General features: G+C 64.7%; 17 protein-coding genes. 4 read left to right on the top strand and 13 right to left on the bottom strand.

The genetic code is table 11. The features are described from left to right. Window positions 1-4: 4 nt before the first annotated feature. The 8 genes from VKP62_02665 to VKP62_02630 all read right to left on the bottom strand — a co-directional run bounded on the left by VKP62_02665 (window position 5) and on the right by VKP62_02630 (window position 8,639). Window positions 5-1,237, bottom strand: a complete 1,233-nt coding sequence (locus tag VKP62_02665; protein MEB3196083.1) for a NupC/NupG family nucleoside CNT transporter — start codon at window positions 1,235-1,237, stop codon at window positions 5-7. 85 nt (window positions 1,238-1,322) lie between these two features. Continuing rightward, on the bottom strand, window positions 1,323-1,994 hold the full coding sequence (locus VKP62_02660; protein ID MEB3196082.1) for a DedA family protein: 672 nt from the start codon (window positions 1,992-1,994) through the stop codon (window positions 1,323-1,325). Between the two features lie 13 nt (window positions 1,995-2,007). Further along, on the bottom strand, window positions 2,008-2,979 hold the full coding sequence (locus VKP62_02655; GenBank protein MEB3196081.1) for an MlaD family protein: 972 nt from the start codon (window positions 2,977-2,979) through the stop codon (window positions 2,008-2,010). A gap of 23 nt (window positions 2,980-3,002) precedes the next feature. After that, complete coding sequence (locus tag VKP62_02650; protein ID MEB3196080.1) at window positions 3,003-3,749, bottom strand: ABC transporter ATP-binding protein; 747 nt, start codon at window positions 3,747-3,749, stop codon at window positions 3,003-3,005. Then, window positions 3,746-4,528, bottom strand: a complete 783-nt coding sequence (locus VKP62_02645; protein ID MEB3196079.1) for an ABC transporter permease — start codon at window positions 4,526-4,528, stop codon at window positions 3,746-3,748. The genes VKP62_02650 and VKP62_02645 overlap by 4 nt, the downstream gene beginning before the upstream one ends. Then, a complete protein-coding gene (locus VKP62_02640) occupies window positions 4,525-5,289 on the bottom strand; it encodes an ABC transporter permease (protein ID MEB3196078.1) in 765 nt (254 codons plus the stop codon). Before VKP62_02640 ends, VKP62_02645 begins: the two co-directional genes overlap by 4 nt. Before the next feature lie 33 nt (window positions 5,290-5,322). Beyond that, complete coding sequence (locus tag VKP62_02635; GenBank protein MEB3196077.1) at window positions 5,323-7,101, bottom strand: adenylate/guanylate cyclase domain-containing protein; 1,779 nt, start codon at window positions 7,099-7,101, stop codon at window positions 5,323-5,325. A 101-nt stretch (window positions 7,102-7,202) separates the two neighbouring features. Then, a complete protein-coding gene (locus VKP62_02630; protein MEB3196076.1) occupies window positions 7,203-8,639 on the bottom strand; it encodes an amino acid permease in 1,437 nt (478 codons plus the stop codon). A gap of 213 nt (window positions 8,640-8,852) precedes the next feature. On the opposite strand from VKP62_02630, the gene VKP62_02625 reads away from it, so the two are divergent. From VKP62_02625 to VKP62_02615, 3 genes are read left to right on the top strand one after another with little or no spacing between them, the layout of a single operon-like run. Continuing rightward, window positions 8,853-9,305 carry a hypothetical protein gene (locus tag VKP62_02625; GenBank protein ID MEB3196075.1) on the top strand — a complete coding sequence of 151 codons (453 nt, stop codon included), beginning with the start codon at window positions 8,853-8,855 and terminating at the stop codon, window positions 9,303-9,305. Next, a complete protein-coding gene (locus VKP62_02620; GenBank protein ID MEB3196074.1) occupies window positions 9,295-9,663 on the top strand; it encodes a hypothetical protein in 369 nt (122 codons plus the stop codon). Before VKP62_02625 ends, VKP62_02620 begins: the two co-directional genes overlap by 11 nt. A 5-nt stretch (window positions 9,664-9,668) precedes the next feature. Then, on the top strand, window positions 9,669-10,181 hold the full coding sequence (locus VKP62_02615; protein ID MEB3196073.1) for a GNAT family N-acetyltransferase: 513 nt from the start codon (window positions 9,669-9,671) through the stop codon (window positions 10,179-10,181). A 34-nt stretch (window positions 10,182-10,215) separates the two neighbouring features. On the opposite strand, the gene VKP62_02610 is transcribed toward VKP62_02615, so the two are convergent. Further along, window positions 10,216-12,492, bottom strand: a complete 2,277-nt coding sequence (locus VKP62_02610; protein MEB3196072.1) for an amylo-alpha-1,6-glucosidase — start codon at window positions 12,490-12,492, stop codon at window positions 10,216-10,218. Window positions 12,493-12,672: 180 nt separating this feature from the next. On the opposite strand from VKP62_02610, the gene VKP62_02605 reads away from it, so the two are divergent. After that, window positions 12,673-14,400, top strand: coding sequence for a phospholipase D-like domain-containing protein (locus VKP62_02605; protein ID MEB3196071.1), 1,728 nt, complete (start codon window positions 12,673-12,675; stop codon window positions 14,398-14,400). Between the two features lie 9 nt (window positions 14,401-14,409). On the opposite strand, the gene hemW is transcribed toward VKP62_02605, so the two are convergent. The 4 genes from hemW to VKP62_02585 all read right to left on the bottom strand — a co-directional run bounded on the left by hemW (window position 14,410) and on the right by VKP62_02585 (window position 18,188). Further along, window positions 14,410-15,579, bottom strand: coding sequence for a radical SAM family heme chaperone HemW (gene hemW / locus VKP62_02600; protein ID MEB3196070.1), 1,170 nt, complete (start codon window positions 15,577-15,579; stop codon window positions 14,410-14,412). A 49-nt stretch (window positions 15,580-15,628) separates the two neighbouring features. Then, the gene (pfkB, locus tag VKP62_02595) at window positions 15,629-16,579 is read right to left on the bottom strand and encodes a 1-phosphofructokinase (GenBank protein ID MEB3196069.1); all 951 of its coding nucleotides are present in this window, start codon (window positions 16,577-16,579) and stop codon (window positions 15,629-15,631) included. A gap of 93 nt (window positions 16,580-16,672) precedes the next feature. After that, window positions 16,673-17,638, bottom strand: coding sequence for a 1-phosphofructokinase family hexose kinase (locus VKP62_02590; protein ID MEB3196068.1), 966 nt, complete (start codon window positions 17,636-17,638; stop codon window positions 16,673-16,675). 46 nt (window positions 17,639-17,684) lie between these two features. Beyond that, complete coding sequence (locus tag VKP62_02585) at window positions 17,685-18,188, bottom strand: hypothetical protein (GenBank protein MEB3196067.1); 504 nt, start codon at window positions 18,186-18,188, stop codon at window positions 17,685-17,687. Window positions 18,189-18,253 lie beyond the last annotated feature (65 nt).

Here is an 18,253-nt window from a genome sequence, read left to right as displayed (position 1 = left end):
CCTCCTAGACCAGGATGCCGGCGATCGTCGCCGTCATACACGACGCCAGCGCGCCACCCGTCATGGCCCGCAAGCCCAGCCGCGCGAGTTCACCGCGCCGTTCCGGCACCAGACCGCCGATGCAGCCGATATTGATGGCGATGGAGGACACGTTGGCGAAGCCGCACAGGGCGAAGGTGGCAATCGTGATGGCTTTGGTGGACAGTTCCACCCCGCCCGGTTTCAGGATCTCAGCCAGATTCCCGTAGGCCACGAACTCGTTCAGGATAATTTTCTGCCCCAACAGGCCCCCGACCGTCTGCGCGTCCGCCCAAGGGGTCCCCATCGCCAGCGCCAGCGGCATGAACGCATAACCCAGCATCAATTCGAGGGTGAGGTTGGGGTAGCCGACGAGCCCTCCCAGATATCCGAACCCCGCATTGACCAGCGCCAGCAGGGAGATGAAGCCGATCAGCATGGCGGCCACGATGAAGGCGAGGTGCATGCCCTCGCTGGCCCCTTTGGCCGCGGCCTCGATCACGGAGCTTTCCTGCACCGCCACCTCCAGCTTCACGTCACCACCGGTCTGAGGTTGTTCGGTTTCGGGGCAGAGCAGCTTGGCCATCACCAAGCCGGCCGGGGCGCCCATGATCGACGCGGCCAGCAGATGGGGCGCCCATTCAGCACCCAACATGCCGATGTAGGCCGCCATCACGGAGCCCGCAATGGTGGCCATTCCGCCCGTCATGATGGCGTTCAACTCCGAGCGGGTCATGGACGCCAGATAGGGCCGAATCAGCAAAGGTGCCTCACTCTGGCCCACGAACACCGTGCCCGCGGCCGACAGGCTCTCAGCGCCACTGGTTTTCATCGTCTTGACCATGATCTTGGCGATGAAGCTGACCACGGCCTGCATGATGCCGAGATAGTACGCGATGCCCATCAAGCTGCCCACGAACACGATCGCAGGCAACACCTTGAAGGCGAAGATGAAGCCCATCTCCGGCCTCGTGACCAGCGATCCGAACACGAAGGCTGCCCCGAGGTTGGAGAAGTCGAGCAGCCGAGTCACGCCAGCGCCGAGCGCTTCGAAGAAGGCACGTCCCAGCGGCGTCCACAGGATGAACACCGCCAGAGCCACCTGCAGCGCGAGGCCCCAACCGATCTGCGCCCAGCGAATCGCCCGCCGGTCGGTCGACAGGGCGTAGGCGAGTCCGAGGATGACGGCGATACCAAGAAGACCCGTCAGCTTTTCCATGAACTGCCTTTCACGCGAACAAGGACCGAGCGGCGACGCGTCATTCTAGGCGCAAGCCGCCGTCAGGGCAAGGGGCATCGCCGCGTCAGGAGGCCTCGTTGGCCGAAGCCGCCTGCAAGCCAAGGGCTCGCGCCTCGCGCCGGTGACGCACCGCCTCGACCACCATGGGCATCAGGGAGACCAGAATCACCGCCAGAATCACCAGCTTGAAGTTTTTTTGCACCATCGGCAGGTTGCCAAAGTAGAAGCCCGCTCCGATGAAACAGGACATCCAGAGGAAACCGCCCAGCACGCTGTAGGCCAGAAAGCGGCGGTAGGTCATGGCCCCGACGCCGGCGACGAAGGGCGCGAAGGTGCGAATGATCGGCATGAAACGGCCGATGACCAACGTCTTGCCACCATATTTTTCAAAATAGGCGTGGGTCTTCTCCAGGTGGGCCTTGCGGAAAAAGCGCGAATCTTCGTAGTGAAACACCTTCGGTCCCACAAACCGCCCGGCCCAGTAATTGACGTTGTCGCCCGCCACGGCCGCCAACCAGAGCATTCCCCACAGGTGCCACACGGGGAAGGCCCCCTGAGCCGCAAAGGCCCCAGCAGCGAACAGCAATGAGTCACCGGGCAGGAAGGGCGTCACGACGAAGCCCGTCTCGCAGAAAATGATGCCCGCCAGGAGGTACAGGGTGGCCGTCCCGTACTGAGCGATCATGGTGGCGAGATGCTTGTCGATGTGCAGGATAAAGTCGACGATTTCAGGCACGGCAGGCGTTCTTTCAGGGCTTCAGGGTGGCGGCGGGCAGCGGACGCTGGGGTTCATCCGGATTGGTGAAGGGGTGCAGGTAGACCCGCAAGCCGTTGCGCATCAGCACCTCTTTGGCCAAGGCCTTGACGTCCCCTTCGGAGACCTTGTCTGCCTTTTCGAGCAAGACGGGCAACTTCTGCATCGTCCGGGAGACCTGCTGCGGTTCCACCGCTCGGGTCAGGCGATCGACCTGGCCCACCACGCGCTGGGCGCGGGCGGCCAGCGCCGGCGATTCCGCACTCCAGACGCCCGTGATCCGGTCCACCTGGGCGACCGTGCGATCGATCGAGGGGCGATGCTGCTTGAGCAAAGCGTCGCCTTGTTCGGTCAGGCTGGCCAGGTGAGCCGCCGTCTTGTCGAGGTGAGCCCGGTTGGTTTTCAAGGCATCGGCCAGCTGTTCGCTGACCGTGCCGGCATTCCGGAGCACCTTGGCCAGGCTCTCCTGCTCGCCGTCGATGGTGGCTGCCAGCCCCTTGACAACCCGCGCCACATCCTTCGGGTCGACTTCCTTGACCAGCGGCGCCAGATTGGCCAGCAACTCGTCAATTTCGACCGTCGAACGCGTTTGTGCGATGGTATCGCCATCTTGCAACAGCTTGGCATCCCGACTCTGGGGCACCAGTTCCAGGTACTTCTCGCCCAGCAAACTCTTGGCCCGAATGGCCGCCCAAACGTCATCCCGGATGCCTGCATCCTTGCGCAGGAAAAGCGCCACCACCGCCTTGTCGTGGTCCACCGCCAGTCGCTCGACATGGCCCACCTGCACCCCAGCCACGGTCACGGCAGCGTCCTTGACCAGACCGGTCGCATTGCTGAAACGGGCGGTCACATGCACGCCGGACTGCAGGTTGAAGCCACCCACGGCCACCGACATCGCGGCCAGCAGGCCCACGGACAGGAGGATGAAACCTCCCAGCATGATTTCGTTGGTGTACTTGCTCATCGGATCCACTCTCTACGTGCGGCCTAGACCACCTGGATCGGGCCGTCGGCGCTGCGACTGAAAAATTGCCGGATAACCGGATTATCGGAACTTCGGATACGGGAAGCTTCGTCGGCCGCGATCAGCTTGCTCTTGTAGAGCATGGCAATGCGGTCCGCGATCTGAAAGGTGCCTTCGAGGTCGTGGGAGATGACCACAAAGGTCAGGCCCAGTTCGCGCTGCATGCGCAGGATCAACTTGTCGATGGCGTCACTCATCACCGGGTCGAGGCCACTGTTGGGCTCGTCGAACAGGACGATTTCGGGCTCCAGCGCGAGCGCGCGAGCGATGCCGACGCGTTTGCGCATGCCGCCGCTGAGTTCTCCGGGGTACTTGTGTTCCACGTTGGGCAATCCCACCTGGGCCAGTTTGGCGCGGACCACAGCGGCAATCTCTTTTTCGGTCTTGCGCGTGTGCTGACGGAGTGGAAACGCAATGTTGTCCGCCACATTCATGGAATCGAACAACGCGCCGTCCTGAAACAGCATGCCAAAGCGCTTGCGCACTTGGTAGAGGTCACGCTCACGCAGTCGGGTGATCTCCTGGTCACCAATCCAGATTTCACCCGCTTCAGGCTTCAACAAGCCGACCAGCAGCTTGATGAAGACACTCTTCCCCGTACCGGACGGACCGATGATCACGGTGGTCTGCCCCCTGGGAATCTCCAGGGAGACATCGTCGAGGACGACTTGGGCGCCAAAGCGCTTGTGAACGTGGCGAAACTGTATCATCCGTACATGAGTTCCGTGAGGAAGTAGTTGACGACGATGATGGTCGTGCTGCCCACGACCACGGCCAGATTGATGGCCCGACTCACGCCGGCCGGTCCAGGCCGGCTGTTGTAGCCGTAGAAGCAGGACAGCAGGCAAATCAGAACGGCAAACACCTCAGCCCGCAGCAGGCCCTTCCACAAATCGGCCATGCTCAGAAAGCGCAACACGTCCGACATGAAGACCCCAGGATTCAATCCGAGCTGGAATACAGCCGCCACATAGCCGCCCCCCACGCTGGCCACCACCGCGAAGGCAAACAGCGCCGGAGTGACCAGGACGTAAGCCAGGAAGCGCGGCACCATCAGGTACCAGTAAGGGTTCACCGCCATCACCTCTAACGCGTCAATCTGCTCCTTGACGCGCATCGAGGCGATCGTCGCGGCAATCTCGGTACCGGGCTTGGCCGCCAGCATGGCCCCCACGATCAGGGGCGCCAGGCCGATCACGCAGGACAACCCGACATAGATTCCCACCAGGTCCTGTCCGCCGAATTGCCGGAAAATGGCGTGCCCCACCAGCGCCACGTTGGCACCGATGAAGAACAGCACGCACATCAGGATGCCCACCGTGTGGATGCCCACGCGGACGGCCTGCGTGACCACTTCAGACAGCAAAGGGCGCCGCGTCAACAGCCACTGCAGCACCTCGGCCGCAAAAAAGCCAAGCTGGCCGAGCCACTGCACCAGGGCGATCGCCAAGCGTCCGATGGCCCCCATCAAGTCGAGCGTGGCGGTCATACGCCCAGCACCCGCATGAGGAAAGTGGTCAGCAGATAATTCAGGACGGCCACGGCCACGATCGAGTGCACCACCGTGTTGTTGGCCGCCTTGCCGACGCCGACGGCCCCGCCACTGACGTGATAGCCGTAGAAGCAGGCAATCAAGCCCACCGCCACGCCGAAGACGGCGGCTTTGAGCAGGCCCGCATAGATATCCGCCAGGGTGACGAAGGCCAGCAGGTTGGCGATGAACACCCCCATGTTCTGGCCCTTGAGCAGCACCGCCACGGTGAAACCGCCCAACATGCCACTGGCGGTGGCAATCACGGCGATCAGGGGGCAGACGAACGCCAGCGCGATCAAGCGAGGAATGACCAGGTATTTGATGGGGTTGATGGCCATGACCCCCAGCGCGTCAATCTCTTCCTTGACCCGCATCGTGCCGATTTCTCCGGCGATCGCCGAACCGGCCTGTGAGGCGATCATGATCCCCGCCAGCGAGGGCGCCATCTCCTTCACGATGCCTTGAGCCAGCAAACTGGAGAGCATCCGCTCGGTCCCGAACAGCGCCATGATCTTGAGTCCCATCAGCGCCGAGATCATGCCGGTCGGGAACAGGATCGCCACCACCGGTAGGATGCACTGGAAGGCTACCTTGCGGGAATTGAGGACGATTTCCGAGCGATACACAGGGGGTTGCAGGAAACCGTGCAGAATTTCCGCCGTGAACGAGCCCAGCTGGCCGAGGGTATGCAGGCTGTTTCGAAGGGCGGCTTGCAAGATGGTGTCCGGGGGCGAGGCGTGCGTCGCTGCCTATTTTATCACGTGGTCCGCCTCTCGGAGGACTCGCCAGACCTCCACCGCCTGCACCCGCCCCTTCACGGCGATCGGCCCCACCGGTTCGCAGACGAAGGCTTCCCCGAGCAGCTCGCGGGTTCGGGCACTCACCAGCAAGGCGCCGTGCTCCTTGGTCAGACCCTCCAGGCGACTCGCGACGTTGACGGCGTCGCCGATCACGCCGAATTCCATCTTTTCTGGTGAACCGATGTTGCCGACCACGGCCTCCCCGGTGTTCAGACCGATGCCGATGGCCAGCTCCGGGAACCCCTGCTCGGCCCACTCCATTCGCTTGGCCTCCAGGCGCCGCAACATCCCGAGGGCGGCCCGCACGCCCCGCCGGGCGGCCTCCTCAGGGGGCATGGGGACCACATTTCCCCAGACCGCCAGAATCGCATCGCCGATGTACTTGTCGATGCAGCCGCGTTCAGCGCGAATCACCGCCGCCATTTCAGTGAGGTAGGCATTCAAAAAGGCCACCACCTGCTCAGGCGTGCGTTGCTCTGAAATGCTGGTGAAAGAACGGATGTCGGAGAACAGCACGGTCACCTCGCGTTGCTCGCCCCCCAGCCGAGGGGCCAGCGACGGCTTGGCCAGCAGCATCTCGACGATCTCCCGATCGACATAGCGGGCAAAGGTCTGCCGGGTCAGCCGCCTGCGCTGTTCGGAAAACAGATACTGAAAGCCCAGCCCCACGACGAAGGAAAGCCCGACCAGTAGCAAGGGGCCCACCGGGTCGATCCACAGGTGATACGCCGTGAACACCCCCACGCTGGCCCAACACAGGCCCAACACCCCGGCGGCGCCAGCGAGCGCCGCCGGCAGCGGACGTAGGCGCACGCCCAGCCAGCCGGTCAGCACCCCGAGGCTGAGCAGCGCTGCCGCTTCCAAGCTTGCAGGAAGCGGTCGCACGGCATCCCCGCGCAGCAGGGTCGCCACCGCCTGGGCGTGAATTTCAACGCCCGCCATGTAGGTTTCGGCCCCCTGGCCGGTCAGGGTCGCACTGAACGGGGTCGGGTACTGGTCCTGCAGGCGCAGCGCGGAGGCGCCCACCAGCACCACACGGTCCCGAAGCGCGCCCAGCAAGCGCCCATCCCGGCGTTCAAGGGCGTCCAGAACCGACACCAGGCTGAGGGTCCGGACATGACCCGGCGGACCTGAATAGTTGATCAGCCAGTCGTCTCCCTCCAAGCGAAGGTCAGGGTTGAAGCGCCTGGCGAGCGCGAGGGCGAACCCCTCGTAGGCCGCCGACGCGTCGCGGCCGGTCGGGTCCACCCCGAGCAGAAGCCGTGGGAAGCGGTGAATCGATCCATCGGCGTCGAAGGGCAGGTCGACCACGCCCACCTCGGCGGCGGCGCGCAGGGTGGCAGTCGGTAAAATCAGCTGCCGGCTCTCCACCTGACGGACCGTCCCCGGCTGAAAATTGGCCGCCAGCACGACACGCCCACGCCAGCGCGCCAGGGACTGCGCAAAGCGGCGGTCTGCGGCGGGATTCGTGGCCGGTTGCACGAAGGCGATATCCAGGCCCACCACCCGGGCGCCAGCCCCGAAGAGGCCGTCGAGCAGTTGCCCCCAGATGGCCCGGTCCACGGGCCAGCTGCCCAGTTCGGCCAGGCTTGCCTCATCGATCGCCACCACGACGACGTGCTCCGGTTGCGGCAGGGGCCCGCGCGCTTCAAACAGGGCGTGGTAGGCAGCCCATTGGGCCTTGGCGGGAAAGCCCGTGAGCGCCAGCAGCAGCCAGGCCAGAGCCAAGCACAACCCGATCAGGGCGCCTCGCCGGGCGGGAACGCGCGGCCAGGCACCCTCGTCACGCTCCGGGGACCGCCCCCCGGCGGACAGTTCCCGGAGGAACCTCAATGCCGCTGGGCAGCCCGGAAACGAGCTGCCACCGCCTCGAGATGTTGCTGGAGCACGCTGTGACGGATGCTGTAGTTGAAATAGACCAGCACCCCGATGGCTGACCAGATCGCAAACAACCACCACGTGGTCTTGGACAGGCTCAGCATCATGCCGGCGCAGGACACGATCGTGAAGCCGGCCACCAGCGGCAAGGCGGGCGCCTTGAAGGAGCGAGGCAGGTCAGGCTCACGCTTGCGCAGGATCCACACGCCCACAGCCACCACGATGAAAGCCGAAAGCGTGCCGATGTTGGTCATCTCGGCAATCTCATCCAGTCGCAGGAAGCCCGTGATCAGAGCCACGGAGAGGCCGTTGATCAAGGTCGCGACCCAAGGCGTTCCGAATCGCTCGTGAACCTTGCCGAAAAACGGTGGCAGCAAGCCGTCCCGGCTCATGGCAAACCAGATTCGCGGCATGCCCATCATCAGCACCATCAAGACGCTGGTCAGGCCAAACACGGCGCCAAAGGAGATCAACGCCGCCCATTTCTCCTGGCCGACCGCGGAGAGGGCCGTGGCAAGGGGGGCGGGTGAATTCAGCGTCGGGAACGGGACCATGCCGGTCATGACCGCGGCCACCGTGATGTAAAAGACGGTACACACCAGCAAGGAACCAATGATGCCAATGGGCAGGTCGCGTTGCGGGTTCTTGGCCTCCTCGGCGGTGGTGGCCACGGCGTCGAACCCGATGTAGGCGAAGAAGATCAGGGCCCCGCCGGTGATCACACCGCTCCAGCCGAATGGCATGAAGGGGTCCCAGTTTCCTGGTTTCACGGCCGGCAGCGCCACGAAGATGAACGTGAGCAGCACCGACACCTTCAAGAGGACGAAGGCCGTATTGACCTTGACACTCTCGCGCACGCCCAGCACCAGCAACCCCGTGACCAGCAAGGCGATCGCCGCCGCGGGCAGATTGAACAAACCGGGATTGACGTGTTCAAGCGGGCTGCGCGTCAGCATCCCCGGCAGCTCGATGCCGACCATCTGAAAAATTTTGGCACAATAGCCGGACCATCCGGCCGCCACTGCGGCGCTGGCCACGGTATATTCCAGCACCAGGAACCAGCCAATCAGCCAGGCTGGGAACTCCCCCAAGGTCGTGTAGGTGTAGGCATAGGCACTGCCGGCCGTGGGGATCATCGAGGCCAGCTCGGCGTAGCACAGGGCCGCGCACAGGCAGGCCAGGCCCACCAGCACGAAAGACAGCATGATCGCGGGTCCGGCCACCTGGGCGCCCTTCCCGGCAATCACGAAGATGCCCGCGCCAATGATGGCGCCGACCCCCAGGACCGTCAGGTCGAAGGCACTCAGGGTGCGTTTCAAACCCGACTCACCGGGTCTCGCGACGGCATCGACGGCTTTACGCTGAAAAATTTTGGATTTGAGCGACATGGTGCTTCTGTGTTCCGTTCCTGCTGGCTACGCGTGGACACTGCAGGCCCCATCGCCTGTGGCGCCCATTGTAGCCCGGAGCGAACGGGAACACCATGGCGTGCCGCACAAGCAGAAACGAAACGTCGTCTGGCGAACATGTTGGGTGGCTGACCCTGATTATGTTATTCTTTAGCCGTGAAACGGACCGGTTTCACGCACGGAGGTGTCTGGATGAGCCATCCGAACGTGGTGTTTCAAACTGCCCTCAGGCTGGACCGCGCCGCGGCCATCCTCTCGCGCACCGCCCGCAGCGGACTGCCGCCGCAAGGCGACGATGTGACGCAGTTGCGAGCGGCCCGTCAGGTGTGTGCCGACCTGAGTCGCGTCTGGCGCGCTGGAGTGCGGGATGGGGCTTGGCGAGGCGAACGCGAAGAAGTGGCGGCCTTGCTGGCGGAAATGGTACAACCCTGGGGCGCACCGGAACGCTTGGAAGACCCGTTGGTCCGCGCCGTCAGCCTCTTTGACTCCCTGCTGCTGTCCACGCGGCCTGAGCACGGTTCTTTGCGGCTGCACCCCTCTCAGACCGCCTGGGGTGTCGAGTTTCTCTCCTCGTGCTCGCACACCCTGTTCCGGGCCATCGCCACCCGTGCCCTCGAAGATCGGATGCCTCGGTATGGAACATGAATTGACCACCACCCCTGAAGCGCTCCTCCCGGACGAGGCTTTAACGGTCACCGAAGAAGGGCCTGAGGCTGGTACGGCCGAGGCGGGCCCTGCTGGGGAGGAGGCTGGCAGCGCGCCGGAACGTCCTCGCGAGCAGATCAAGGGAATCCACCCCGAATTGCTCTGCACCTGCCCGGAATGTGAACCTCACCATGTCGAGTTGCAGTGGTTCACGGTAGATGAGGCGCGCAAGGTCAAGGGGGATGCGATGCTGTTTTGCGCCCTCAGCAGCCGCAAGTACTTCTCCCCCGTTCAGGCCCTCCAAGACTGGCTGAACGCCAAAGGCGGCCCGCGCAAAGGACGACGGAACGAAGGATAGCGGCCTTGGCAGTCGAGTCGAATCCCGGCGAGGCCGCGTCGCCAACGGCTCCCACCTTCGTGATTCAGTCGGTGACGAACGAGGCGCAATGGCAAGCGGCCAGGAGCATCCGGTTCGAGGTCTTCGTCGACGAGCAGGGTTTTCCGGCGGCCGACGAACTCGATGCGCATGACGCGTCTGCGCGACACTGGCTGCTGAGCGATGCCGGGGGCGCGGCGATCGCCACGGCTCGTACCCTCGACCTGGCCGGCGGCGGCTGGAAAGTCGGCCGCGTGGCGGTGAAGCGATCCCATCGTGGTCTGGGGTTGGGGCGGCAACTGATGGCCGCGATCATCTCGGCCGCCCAGCAAGCGGACCTCCCGGAACTCGTGCTGGACAGCCAGGTCAGCGCGATCCCTTTTTATGCCAAGCTGGATTTTGTCGTGGTGGGCGACGAGTTCGACGAGGCCGGCGTTCCGCACCGACGCATGCGACGTTGCCTGGGGACGTTCGCCGCACTCCCGCCAGGCAACCTCTGACCCGTCCCTGCGCCGACTGCTAGCGACCGTCAGCTCACCCCTCGATCAGAATCCGCATGGCCCCCCCCTCTTTGCGCAGCACGCGGGTGGTGGTGACGCCGTGCTGCTGCAAAAACTGCAGATCGAGGCGAGTGGAACCGACCCGCAACCCGCGCAGGGTCACATCCTGCAGCCAGGTCGGCAAGATGGGACGTCGGATCAAGAGCTGGCCACGGCCTGCATCCGGGGTCAAGCCCAGCACGGCTTGCAACAGCAGCAGACTGGCCCCGGCCGCCCACGCCTGGGGGGCACAGGCCACGGGATACGGCACCGGCTTGTCCAGGTCACCCTGCTTGGGAAACCCACAAAACAACTCCGGCAGCCGAAAGTACTCGAATTTCTGCGCCGCGTCGAACAGGGATTCCATCAGGCAGAGGGCTTCCCGCTTGAAGCCGTGATCCGCCAGACCTTTCGCGATCAGGCTGTTGTCGTGAGGCCAGACCGAGCCGTTGTGGTAACTCAACGGATTGTAGGGCGGCATCGCGCTACTCATCGTGCGAATCCCCCAGCCGCTGAACATGTCCGGGGAAAAAAGCCGTCGCACCATGTCCGGGAGGCGCTCCTCATCAATGATGCCGCTCCACACCCCGTGGGCGACATTGGAGGTCAGGGTGCGCACCGGGCGCTTGGCCCCATCAAGGGCCAGCGCATAGAAATCATCGGCTTCCAGCCAGAAGGCGTGATTGAAGGCCTGTTTCAGTTCCTCCGCCTCTCGCACGAGGCGATCGCCCATCACGCGCAGTTCCAGGGCGTAGCAGAGTTCGGCAATGCGCCGCTTGGCGTCATACACGTAGCCCTGCACCTCCGCCACCGCAATCGGCAGCGTGGCAATCCGAAAATCGGGCGTAATGTTGCTGTTGGAGGAGTCCTTCCAGTTCTGGTTGTACAGACCCAGGCGTGAGCGCGTGGCGTATTCCAGGAAGCCATCCCCATCGAGATCACCGTAAGCATCAATCCACATCAGCGCCTGCTCGACCGGCTCCCAGAGCTCCCGCACGAAATCGAGGTCCCCGGTCCAGCGGTAGGTTTCCGACAGCAGGATCAGAAACAGCGGGGTCGAATCGATCGCCCCGAAATAGGGCGCGTGAGGCACCTGGGCCAGGTTGGTCAGTTCCCCGTGTCGCAACTCATGCAAGATCTTGCCGGGCTCTTCATCCCGAAAGTCATTGACCTCGCGCCCCTGGTGGCGGGCCAGGAAACGTAGCGTTCCCTGAGCCAGTTCAGGCCCGAGCAGGAGCGTCTGATAGGCCGCGATCAAGGCGTCGCGACCAAAGGGACAGGCGAACCAGGGGATACCGGCCGCGATCAGGGGGCCACTCAGCGGCTGCGCACTGGTCAAGGTCTCGAGGTCGAGCACGCTGCGCCGGAGGACCAGGTCGTAAATTTCGTGGTCGCTGGAAAGGTGCGTGTGGCGGGCCAGTCGCTCTCTTTGGGCCTCACTCAGCTGATGATGGCGATCCTGAAACGTGGCCGACAGATCGGGACTTTCCTGGCCCCCCAGACGCGGAGCGATGACGGTTTCGAGACACGCATGGCCGCCGCGGCCAGGAATCGACAGGTCGAAGGTGGCGATGAAGCCGGGCGCCCGCAGACCAGCAGGCAGCTCCAGCGACTGGGGAACCTGGCTGAAGCGCACCCGCGTGCTGCGAAAGACCCCGTCCGCCCCCTGGTAGGCGAGCACGGCCTCCTCCCCCGCGATCTTGGGCTTGAAGTAGCGGCCGCGCTCCCCCCGAAAGGCACCCCGCACCTCGAACATGTCCGAAAAATCGGCACTGAACGTACAGCTGAGCCGCAAGGTCACCGCATCGGGATTGAAATTCACCACCTCGAGTCGCTCGTGAACGACCTCCTGGATCAGACGATTGACCGACACGTAGATGCTCTCCTGGGGAATCTGACGCCCGTCAGGCAGCACGAGGTGACCATTCATCAGTTCAATGCGGGCCTGAAAATTTCGGTCGGCTGAGAAGGAGAGCAGGGTCGGCATGGTTCCCTCCAATTGCCAACGCCAGCCACTCAGAAATCGCGTGTCTTGAAAATACAGACCCGTCCCGCAGCGACAACCCTCATAGAGGCCACCGGCCTCATCCGACACGAGAAACATTCCGGTCTGAGAGATCACCTGGCGCTGGTGTCGACAGGTTTCGAGCACCGCCGGCATGCCATCACGCAGCAGGCAGTCAAGGTCGGCGGCGGGGGTAAACGACTCCCCCGCCAGGTCCAGGCTGCCGTCTTCGGATTCTGCGCCCACGACGATCGCCCCCTCTGTCACCCCTGGCCATCCTAAGGTTTGTCCCGGCCGCCGCCAACGCTGGTCTGCCCGCCGCGCGGACAGGCAGGCCGGCCCACAGCCGGTTGCTCATTTTTAACCAAGGCTTCACGGGCGCTTTATCGAGAGGATGCCCCGGGCGACCGACAACTGTCCCATCCCTGTCTGCGCTTGGAGTGCGTCATGTCCGCCGGCCCCCAAGGTGTTCCCGCTCGCGTCGCCCGCATCGGCGATTACCGGTCGATCGCGTCCCGCGTGGGCCCGGCCTCACCGGCCAGCGATGGCGCTCGCCCGCTGCCGCCCGTTCCCCCAGCGGTCTATCGCGCGGACGTGTACGCCGGTCCAGCCACCCTTTGGTCCCAGGCGCCTGCCCAGCCCGCCCCCCCCTCCTTGCCGCCAGCGCGGCAGGCCCCCCCTCCGCCGGCGGCCTGGCCTCTCCCACCGGCCACTCCGCCCGCATCGCCCGCCTGGCCGCCCGTCCCCCCCCCGCTGAGCTGGCCCATCGCGCCCCCGCCGTCCCCCCCCGCCGTTCAGCCCCCTGCGGCCTGGCCCATGCAACCGGTAGGGCCGGCCCTCCCCGGGGGATGGCCGGCGCAAGCCACCACACCCAGCACTTGGGCAGCCTGGCCCGTGACGCCACCGAGACCTGTCACTGCCCCCGCTGGTCAGCCCCAGGTCGGCTCCCTGGAATCGCTCTGGCAGCGTGTTCGAGAGTGGCTGCGGCGCATCTTTGGCCCCCCCACGCCACTGCCCCCCCAGCCAGCTCCCCCCACGCCAGGCCCACAGCCCCCATCCCCCGGCCCGGTCCCCCCGAACCCAGCGCCGCCCGGACAGGTCACGCCTGGCGTCAGCGTTCACTTCACCCAAACCTATGCCAGCCCACGACAGGGGCTCACCAACGAGCAGGTCAGGCAGCGCAATGAGGCCACAGCGCGGGCTCATCCCGACAACCCGGACCAACGGCTGGTCGCCCTGATCGATGCCGTTCCGGCCGGTGGCACGCTGGATGGCGCCTTCTTCTCCATCGGTGTCGAGAACGTCACGGCGGCCTTCATCCGCGCCGCCCAACGGGGGGTGCGCGTGCGCCTGGTGACCGAGAAGGACTATTACCAGGACCGCCTGGGCGCCCCGCGGCCGGCGATCGCCCGGCTCCTCGCGGCTGGCATCCAGGTGGTTCCCGATGATCGCGGAGCCTTGATGCACAACAAGTTCCTGGTGGCCAACGGCAGCACGGTCTGGACCGGCTCGTACAACGTGACGGAAAGTGGCTCTTACCACGAGAACAACAACGCCATGCGCATCGAGTCGCCCGAACTGGCCAGCGTCTACAGCCACGAATTCGAAAAAATGTTCAATTGGCGCAATTTCGGTCCTGACCGTCCCGATAACGCGACGCCCTGGGATGATCACCCGGCACCGCGCCGCATTCAGCTGGGGCAAGCCGAGGTGATCCCCTTCTTCTCCCCTTACCTGGCCACCCAGGGCGGGGCCCGGCAGGCGTTGCTGGATGAGCTGGCCCAGGCGCGCCAGCGCATCGAGTTTCTGGCCTTCAGCTTCACCGACGATGCCATCGCGGACGCGATGCTCGCCCGGGCAGCCGCCGGCGTGACGGTCCAAGGGGTCTTCGAGAAGGGGCAGGCGGCCTCGCGTTACAGTGAATATCAGCGCATGAATCCGCGCGAAAGCGAGCTTGCTGGGCGTCTGGATGTCCGCCTCGACACCAACCCCTCGCTCATGCACCACAAGGTCATCCTGATCGATGACAGCACCCTCGTGATGGGCTCCTTCAACTTCTCGGATTCGGCTCAGTCCGACAACGCCGAGAACATGCTGATTTTCCGCAACGCCCCGGACCTGGTGGCCCGCTATCGCGAAGAGTTTCAGCGCATCCAGGCGATCGCTGATTCCTGATGGCGAGGTTCACGCGCCCAGAAAGGCCGCGAACACCTCGTTCGCCAGCGGCAAGCCCGTCCGCGTCAGCCTGAGGATCTGGCCGTCCCAGCTCACCAGGTCCCGCGCCACCAGATCGTTCAGCAGAGGACCGTAGCGAGACGCCAGCGAGACGCCGAAGCGCGCCGAGAATCGGGCCTCGGAAACCCCCTCCTGGGTCAGGCGCAAGCCCATGAACATCGTGTCTTCCAGTTCTTCCTGCAGGGTCTGGGGTTCCTCTGGCGGCGTCGCTGGCCCCTGGGCGAGATAGGTGGCGATCGCCGCGGGGTTGGCCCAGCGTCGCCGTTCAAAATAGGAGTGGGCGCCTGAACCGAGGCCCAACCAGCTCTCGTTGTGCCAGTACACGCGGTTGTGGACACTCTCTCGGCCCGGTTGCGCCCAGTTCGAGACCTCGTACTGCCGATAACCCGCCCGTCCCAATAGGGCCTCGGCCAGATCGGCCATCTCTCGCTCGACCCCTTCGCTCGGCAAGTTCAAGCGCCCTTGACGGGCGGCCGTCTCGAACGGCGTATGGGGCTCAACGATCAGGCTGTAAGCGGACAGGTGAGGCAACTCCAGGGCGATCGCCCGTTCGAGCGTTCGACGCCAGATCGCCAGTGTCTGTCCAGGCAGGCCGTACATCAGGTCGATGCTGATGTTGTCGAAGCCCGCCTGCCGAAGCGCCCGAACCGCTGCCTCGGCATCCTCCGGGGCGTGAATCCGACCAAGCGCCTGAAGCATCTCGGCATCGAAACTCTGCACCCCCAGGGAGACCCGATTGATGCCCATGGCCCGGTAGCGCTGCCAGGTATCGACGGCAGAGGCGTCGGTGAGACGCTCATTACCCGGATTGGCCTCCATGGTGGCCTCGACCTGGTCAGACCAATCGAAGCGCGACCGCACGGCGTCGAGCACCCGTTGCATGCCGTCCAGCGGCAAGTATGAGGGTGTTCCTCCGCCGAGAAACAGGCTGCGCAACGACACGGCCGGCGCCCCCGCGATCTCGGCGCAGAGAGCCGCCACGTAGGCCTCCATCTGGTGATCCTGGCCGGCAAACGAGGGAAAGTCACAATACAGGCATTTGCGCGCACAGAACGGGAAATGCAGGTAAAGCCCGACCGCGGGGAAGAGTTGCCGGTGGTCCGGCAGCTGGATCGTCACGATGATTGCTCCCCCGAGCGTTCGGCCGCCCGTCGCCCATCGCGCGCCATCACGCCCCCGCTCGCCCGGCACAAGGCGTCACAACCACCTGCGGCAAAAACTGCAGCACGTCCCGGTAATGCGCGAGTTCGGTCCCCTCGGCGGCCACGCAGGCCGTGCCGGAGGCCACGGCCCAGCGCAGGCTTTCCGGCAAGGTCTCGCCGTGCACGAACTTGTGCAGAAAACCCGCCACCATCGAATCGCCCGCCCCGACCGTGCTGCGGACCTGCACAGGCGGGGGCGTGGCCAACCAGCGTTCCTTGCGCGTGGCCGCGATGACCTGCTTGGGTCCGTTGCTCAGGAGGATCAGCTCGACCCGGCCCCCCGCGAGAATCTCATCGAGCGCAGCGTGAATCGCCGCCTCTCCCGAGAGCTCCCGCCCGACCATGCGCTGCAACTCGTGAAGGTTGGGTTTGATCATGAAGGGCTTGGCTTCCAGGCCGTACCGCAGGGCTTCGCCATCTGCATCGAGCACCACGTGGTCGTGCCGCAAGGTCGCCTCTTCGGCCAGCTCCTTGTAAGCCCCCTTGTTCAGCCCCGGCGGAATCGAGCCACTGAACACGATCCAGCTGTAATCGTCTGAGCGGCCGGCAATCTTGCGTTTGAGTCGATGGAACTCATCCTCGCGGATGCTCGGACCGGGCATCGAGATCTTGGTCTGCAGATGCTGCCCGGTTCGTTGCAGAATCAGGTTCTCTCGGGTCTCGCCCACCGTCCAGTTGAAGTCGCAGCGTAAGCCCTCGTCCTGCAGAAACTTCTCCAAGCGTCGTCCCGTGTCTCCGCCGAGAAAGCCGAACAGCAACGAGGACTGTCCCAATTCCCAAAGGACTCGCGAAACGTTCAGGCCTTTACCGCCGGGGTCTAGGCGAAAACCCAGGGCCCGATTGGTGTCGTCCAGTCCGAGTTCGTCCACATAAATGGTCTTGTCCAGACTGGGGTTCAAAGTCACCGTCGCGAGCATCTCCGCCTCCTCTCAAGGGCCACTCTCGGCCTCACCGCGTCGCACGCTGCGGGGTCGCACCAAGGGCAGGACCACCGAATCTGATCACGGCCTTCAAGCGCGCGCTCCCGTTGGAAGCACCAGCGCATCCAGGGGAACGGGTCGGATCCGGGGCAGCAAGGCCTCCACGTCGGACAGGTAGCAGGCGGCGGCACCGGACACCATCGCATTGGCGGAACCAGCCGCCACCCCCCAACGGGCCGCCTCTGCCAGTGCCTCGCCACGCTGCAAGCGCGACAGCAGTGCCGCCAGACACGCATCCCCAGAGCCGATCGGGTTGACCACCTCGACGGCCGGCGCCGGCAGCCACCAGGCCTCGTCGTGGGTGGCAAAGGCAGCGCCCGCGGCCCCCATGGTCAGCGCCACCAGGCGAGGACCACGGTCGAGCAGTTCGGCGACCACGCCGGGGACCTCCGCCAGGTCGAACGAACGGCCCACGATGCCCTCCGCCTCGGCCTGATTGGGTTTCAAGACGTCCAGCTCGGACGTGAGCAGCGCTGGCAGTTCCGGTCCGCTGGTGTCCAACGAAACCCGCTTGCCGCCGGCCTTGGCCGCCCGGATCAGGCGCGTGTAAGCCTCTGGGCCCAGGCCGGGAGGCAGGCTGCCACTCAACACCAGCCATTCACAGTTGCGAACAAGCGGGGCCAGATACTGCACGAAGGCCTCATAGTCGGCTTCCGCGACCGGTGGGCCCACCTCGTTGATTTCGGTGAAGGGATGCGCATCGCGATGGTGGAGCAGGGCAATGCAAGTCCGGCTTTCGCCCGAACTGACGGCGTGAAAGGCCTGCGGGATTCCTTCTCGCAACAACAGGGTGACGATCGCCTCCCCCGTCACGCCGGCCACCAACCCGGTGGCGAGCGTGGCTTCGCCCAGCGTTCGCAGGGCACGAGACACGTTGATGCCTTTTCCGCCCGCCAGGGAAACGGCCGACACGGGACGATGCAACCCACCCGGCGTCAGGGCCGATAAGGTGAGCGTCTTGTCGATGGCTGCGTTCAGGGTGACCGTCAGAAACATCTGCGCACGCCTTTCTTGCCGAAGTGCGTCCGTGACCGCCCGCGCGTCAATAGTCGATGTGAAAGCGCGGCTGGTCCTGGCGGATGCGGGCCGCCCCCATGGCATCGAACGCGCCCAGCAGACACGGAATCGAATAGCCGATCAAGGCGCCAACAGCCAGTTGTGGACCGGTGGAAGTCACCGGGCGAATCATCCGGATCGAGGCCGCGGTCAATCCCCCGACCACCGCCCCCAATCCCAGGTACATCAGCGCCTTGTCGTTGGTGCCGAGGTACAGGTGCCCTCCGCCGGACAATAGCAACCCGAGCATCATGGCCATTTCCGGTGAAACGGGGGGCAGCAACTCGATGTCTTTTTTCAGTACCTTGCGCTTGCCCTCCGGCGTATCGACCACCAAGGTGCTGTCATCCTCCTTGACGATCTTGCCGCGCACCTGGGTGCCGTCCTTCTTGTAGACCGTCTCCGCCCTCACCTCTGACACCCCGCTCAGCGAGGCCAGGAAAATCGAGAGCGCGAGCGCGCCTTTGAGGCAGGAATCGGGCAGCACCATCGGCAACTTCCAAACAATGGCGCGGGATGACGCCGCGCCTGGCGAGACCGCGCTTATGATAGCAA

The organism is Candidatus Sericytochromatia bacterium, assembly GCA_035285325.1.
In the GTDB taxonomy this organism is placed as follows: Bacteria; Cyanobacteriota; Sericytochromatia; order S15B-MN24; family JAQBPE01; genus JAYKJB01.
Note: the sequence above shows the minus strand (reverse complement) of the source record. Positions and strands in the feature narration are given on the sequence as shown.

Coding starts and splice junctions, on each gene's coding strand:
- pfkB (MEB3196069.1), bottom strand. CDS start 16,579: ATGCTCGCGACGGTGACTTTGAACCCCAGTCTGGACAAGACCATTTAT.
- VKP62_02625 (MEB3196075.1), top strand. CDS start 8,853: ATGAGCCATCCGAACGTGGTGTTTCAAACTGCCCTCAGGCTGGACCGC.
- VKP62_02650 (MEB3196080.1), bottom strand. CDS start 3,749: ATGATACAGTTTCGCCACGTTCACAAGCGCTTTGGCGCCCAAGTCGTC.
- VKP62_02590 (MEB3196068.1), bottom strand. CDS start 17,638: ATGTTTCTGACGGTCACCCTGAACGCAGCCATCGACAAGACGCTCACC.
- VKP62_02585 (MEB3196067.1), bottom strand. CDS start 18,188: ATGGTGCTGCCCGATTCCTGCCTCAAAGGCGCGCTCGCGCTCTCGATT.
- VKP62_02645 (MEB3196079.1), bottom strand. CDS start 4,528: ATGACCGCCACGCTCGACTTGATGGGGGCCATCGGACGCTTGGCGATC.
- VKP62_02630 (MEB3196076.1), bottom strand. CDS start 8,639: ATGTCGCTCAAATCCAAAATTTTTCAGCGTAAAGCCGTCGATGCCGTC.
- VKP62_02605 (MEB3196071.1), top strand. CDS start 12,673: ATGTCCGCCGGCCCCCAAGGTGTTCCCGCTCGCGTCGCCCGCATCGGC.
- VKP62_02665 (MEB3196083.1), bottom strand. CDS start 1,237: ATGGAAAAGCTGACGGGTCTTCTTGGTATCGCCGTCATCCTCGGACTC.
- VKP62_02655 (MEB3196081.1), bottom strand. CDS start 2,979: ATGAGCAAGTACACCAACGAAATCATGCTGGGAGGTTTCATCCTCCTG.
- VKP62_02620 (MEB3196074.1), top strand. CDS start 9,295: ATGGAACATGAATTGACCACCACCCCTGAAGCGCTCCTCCCGGACGAG.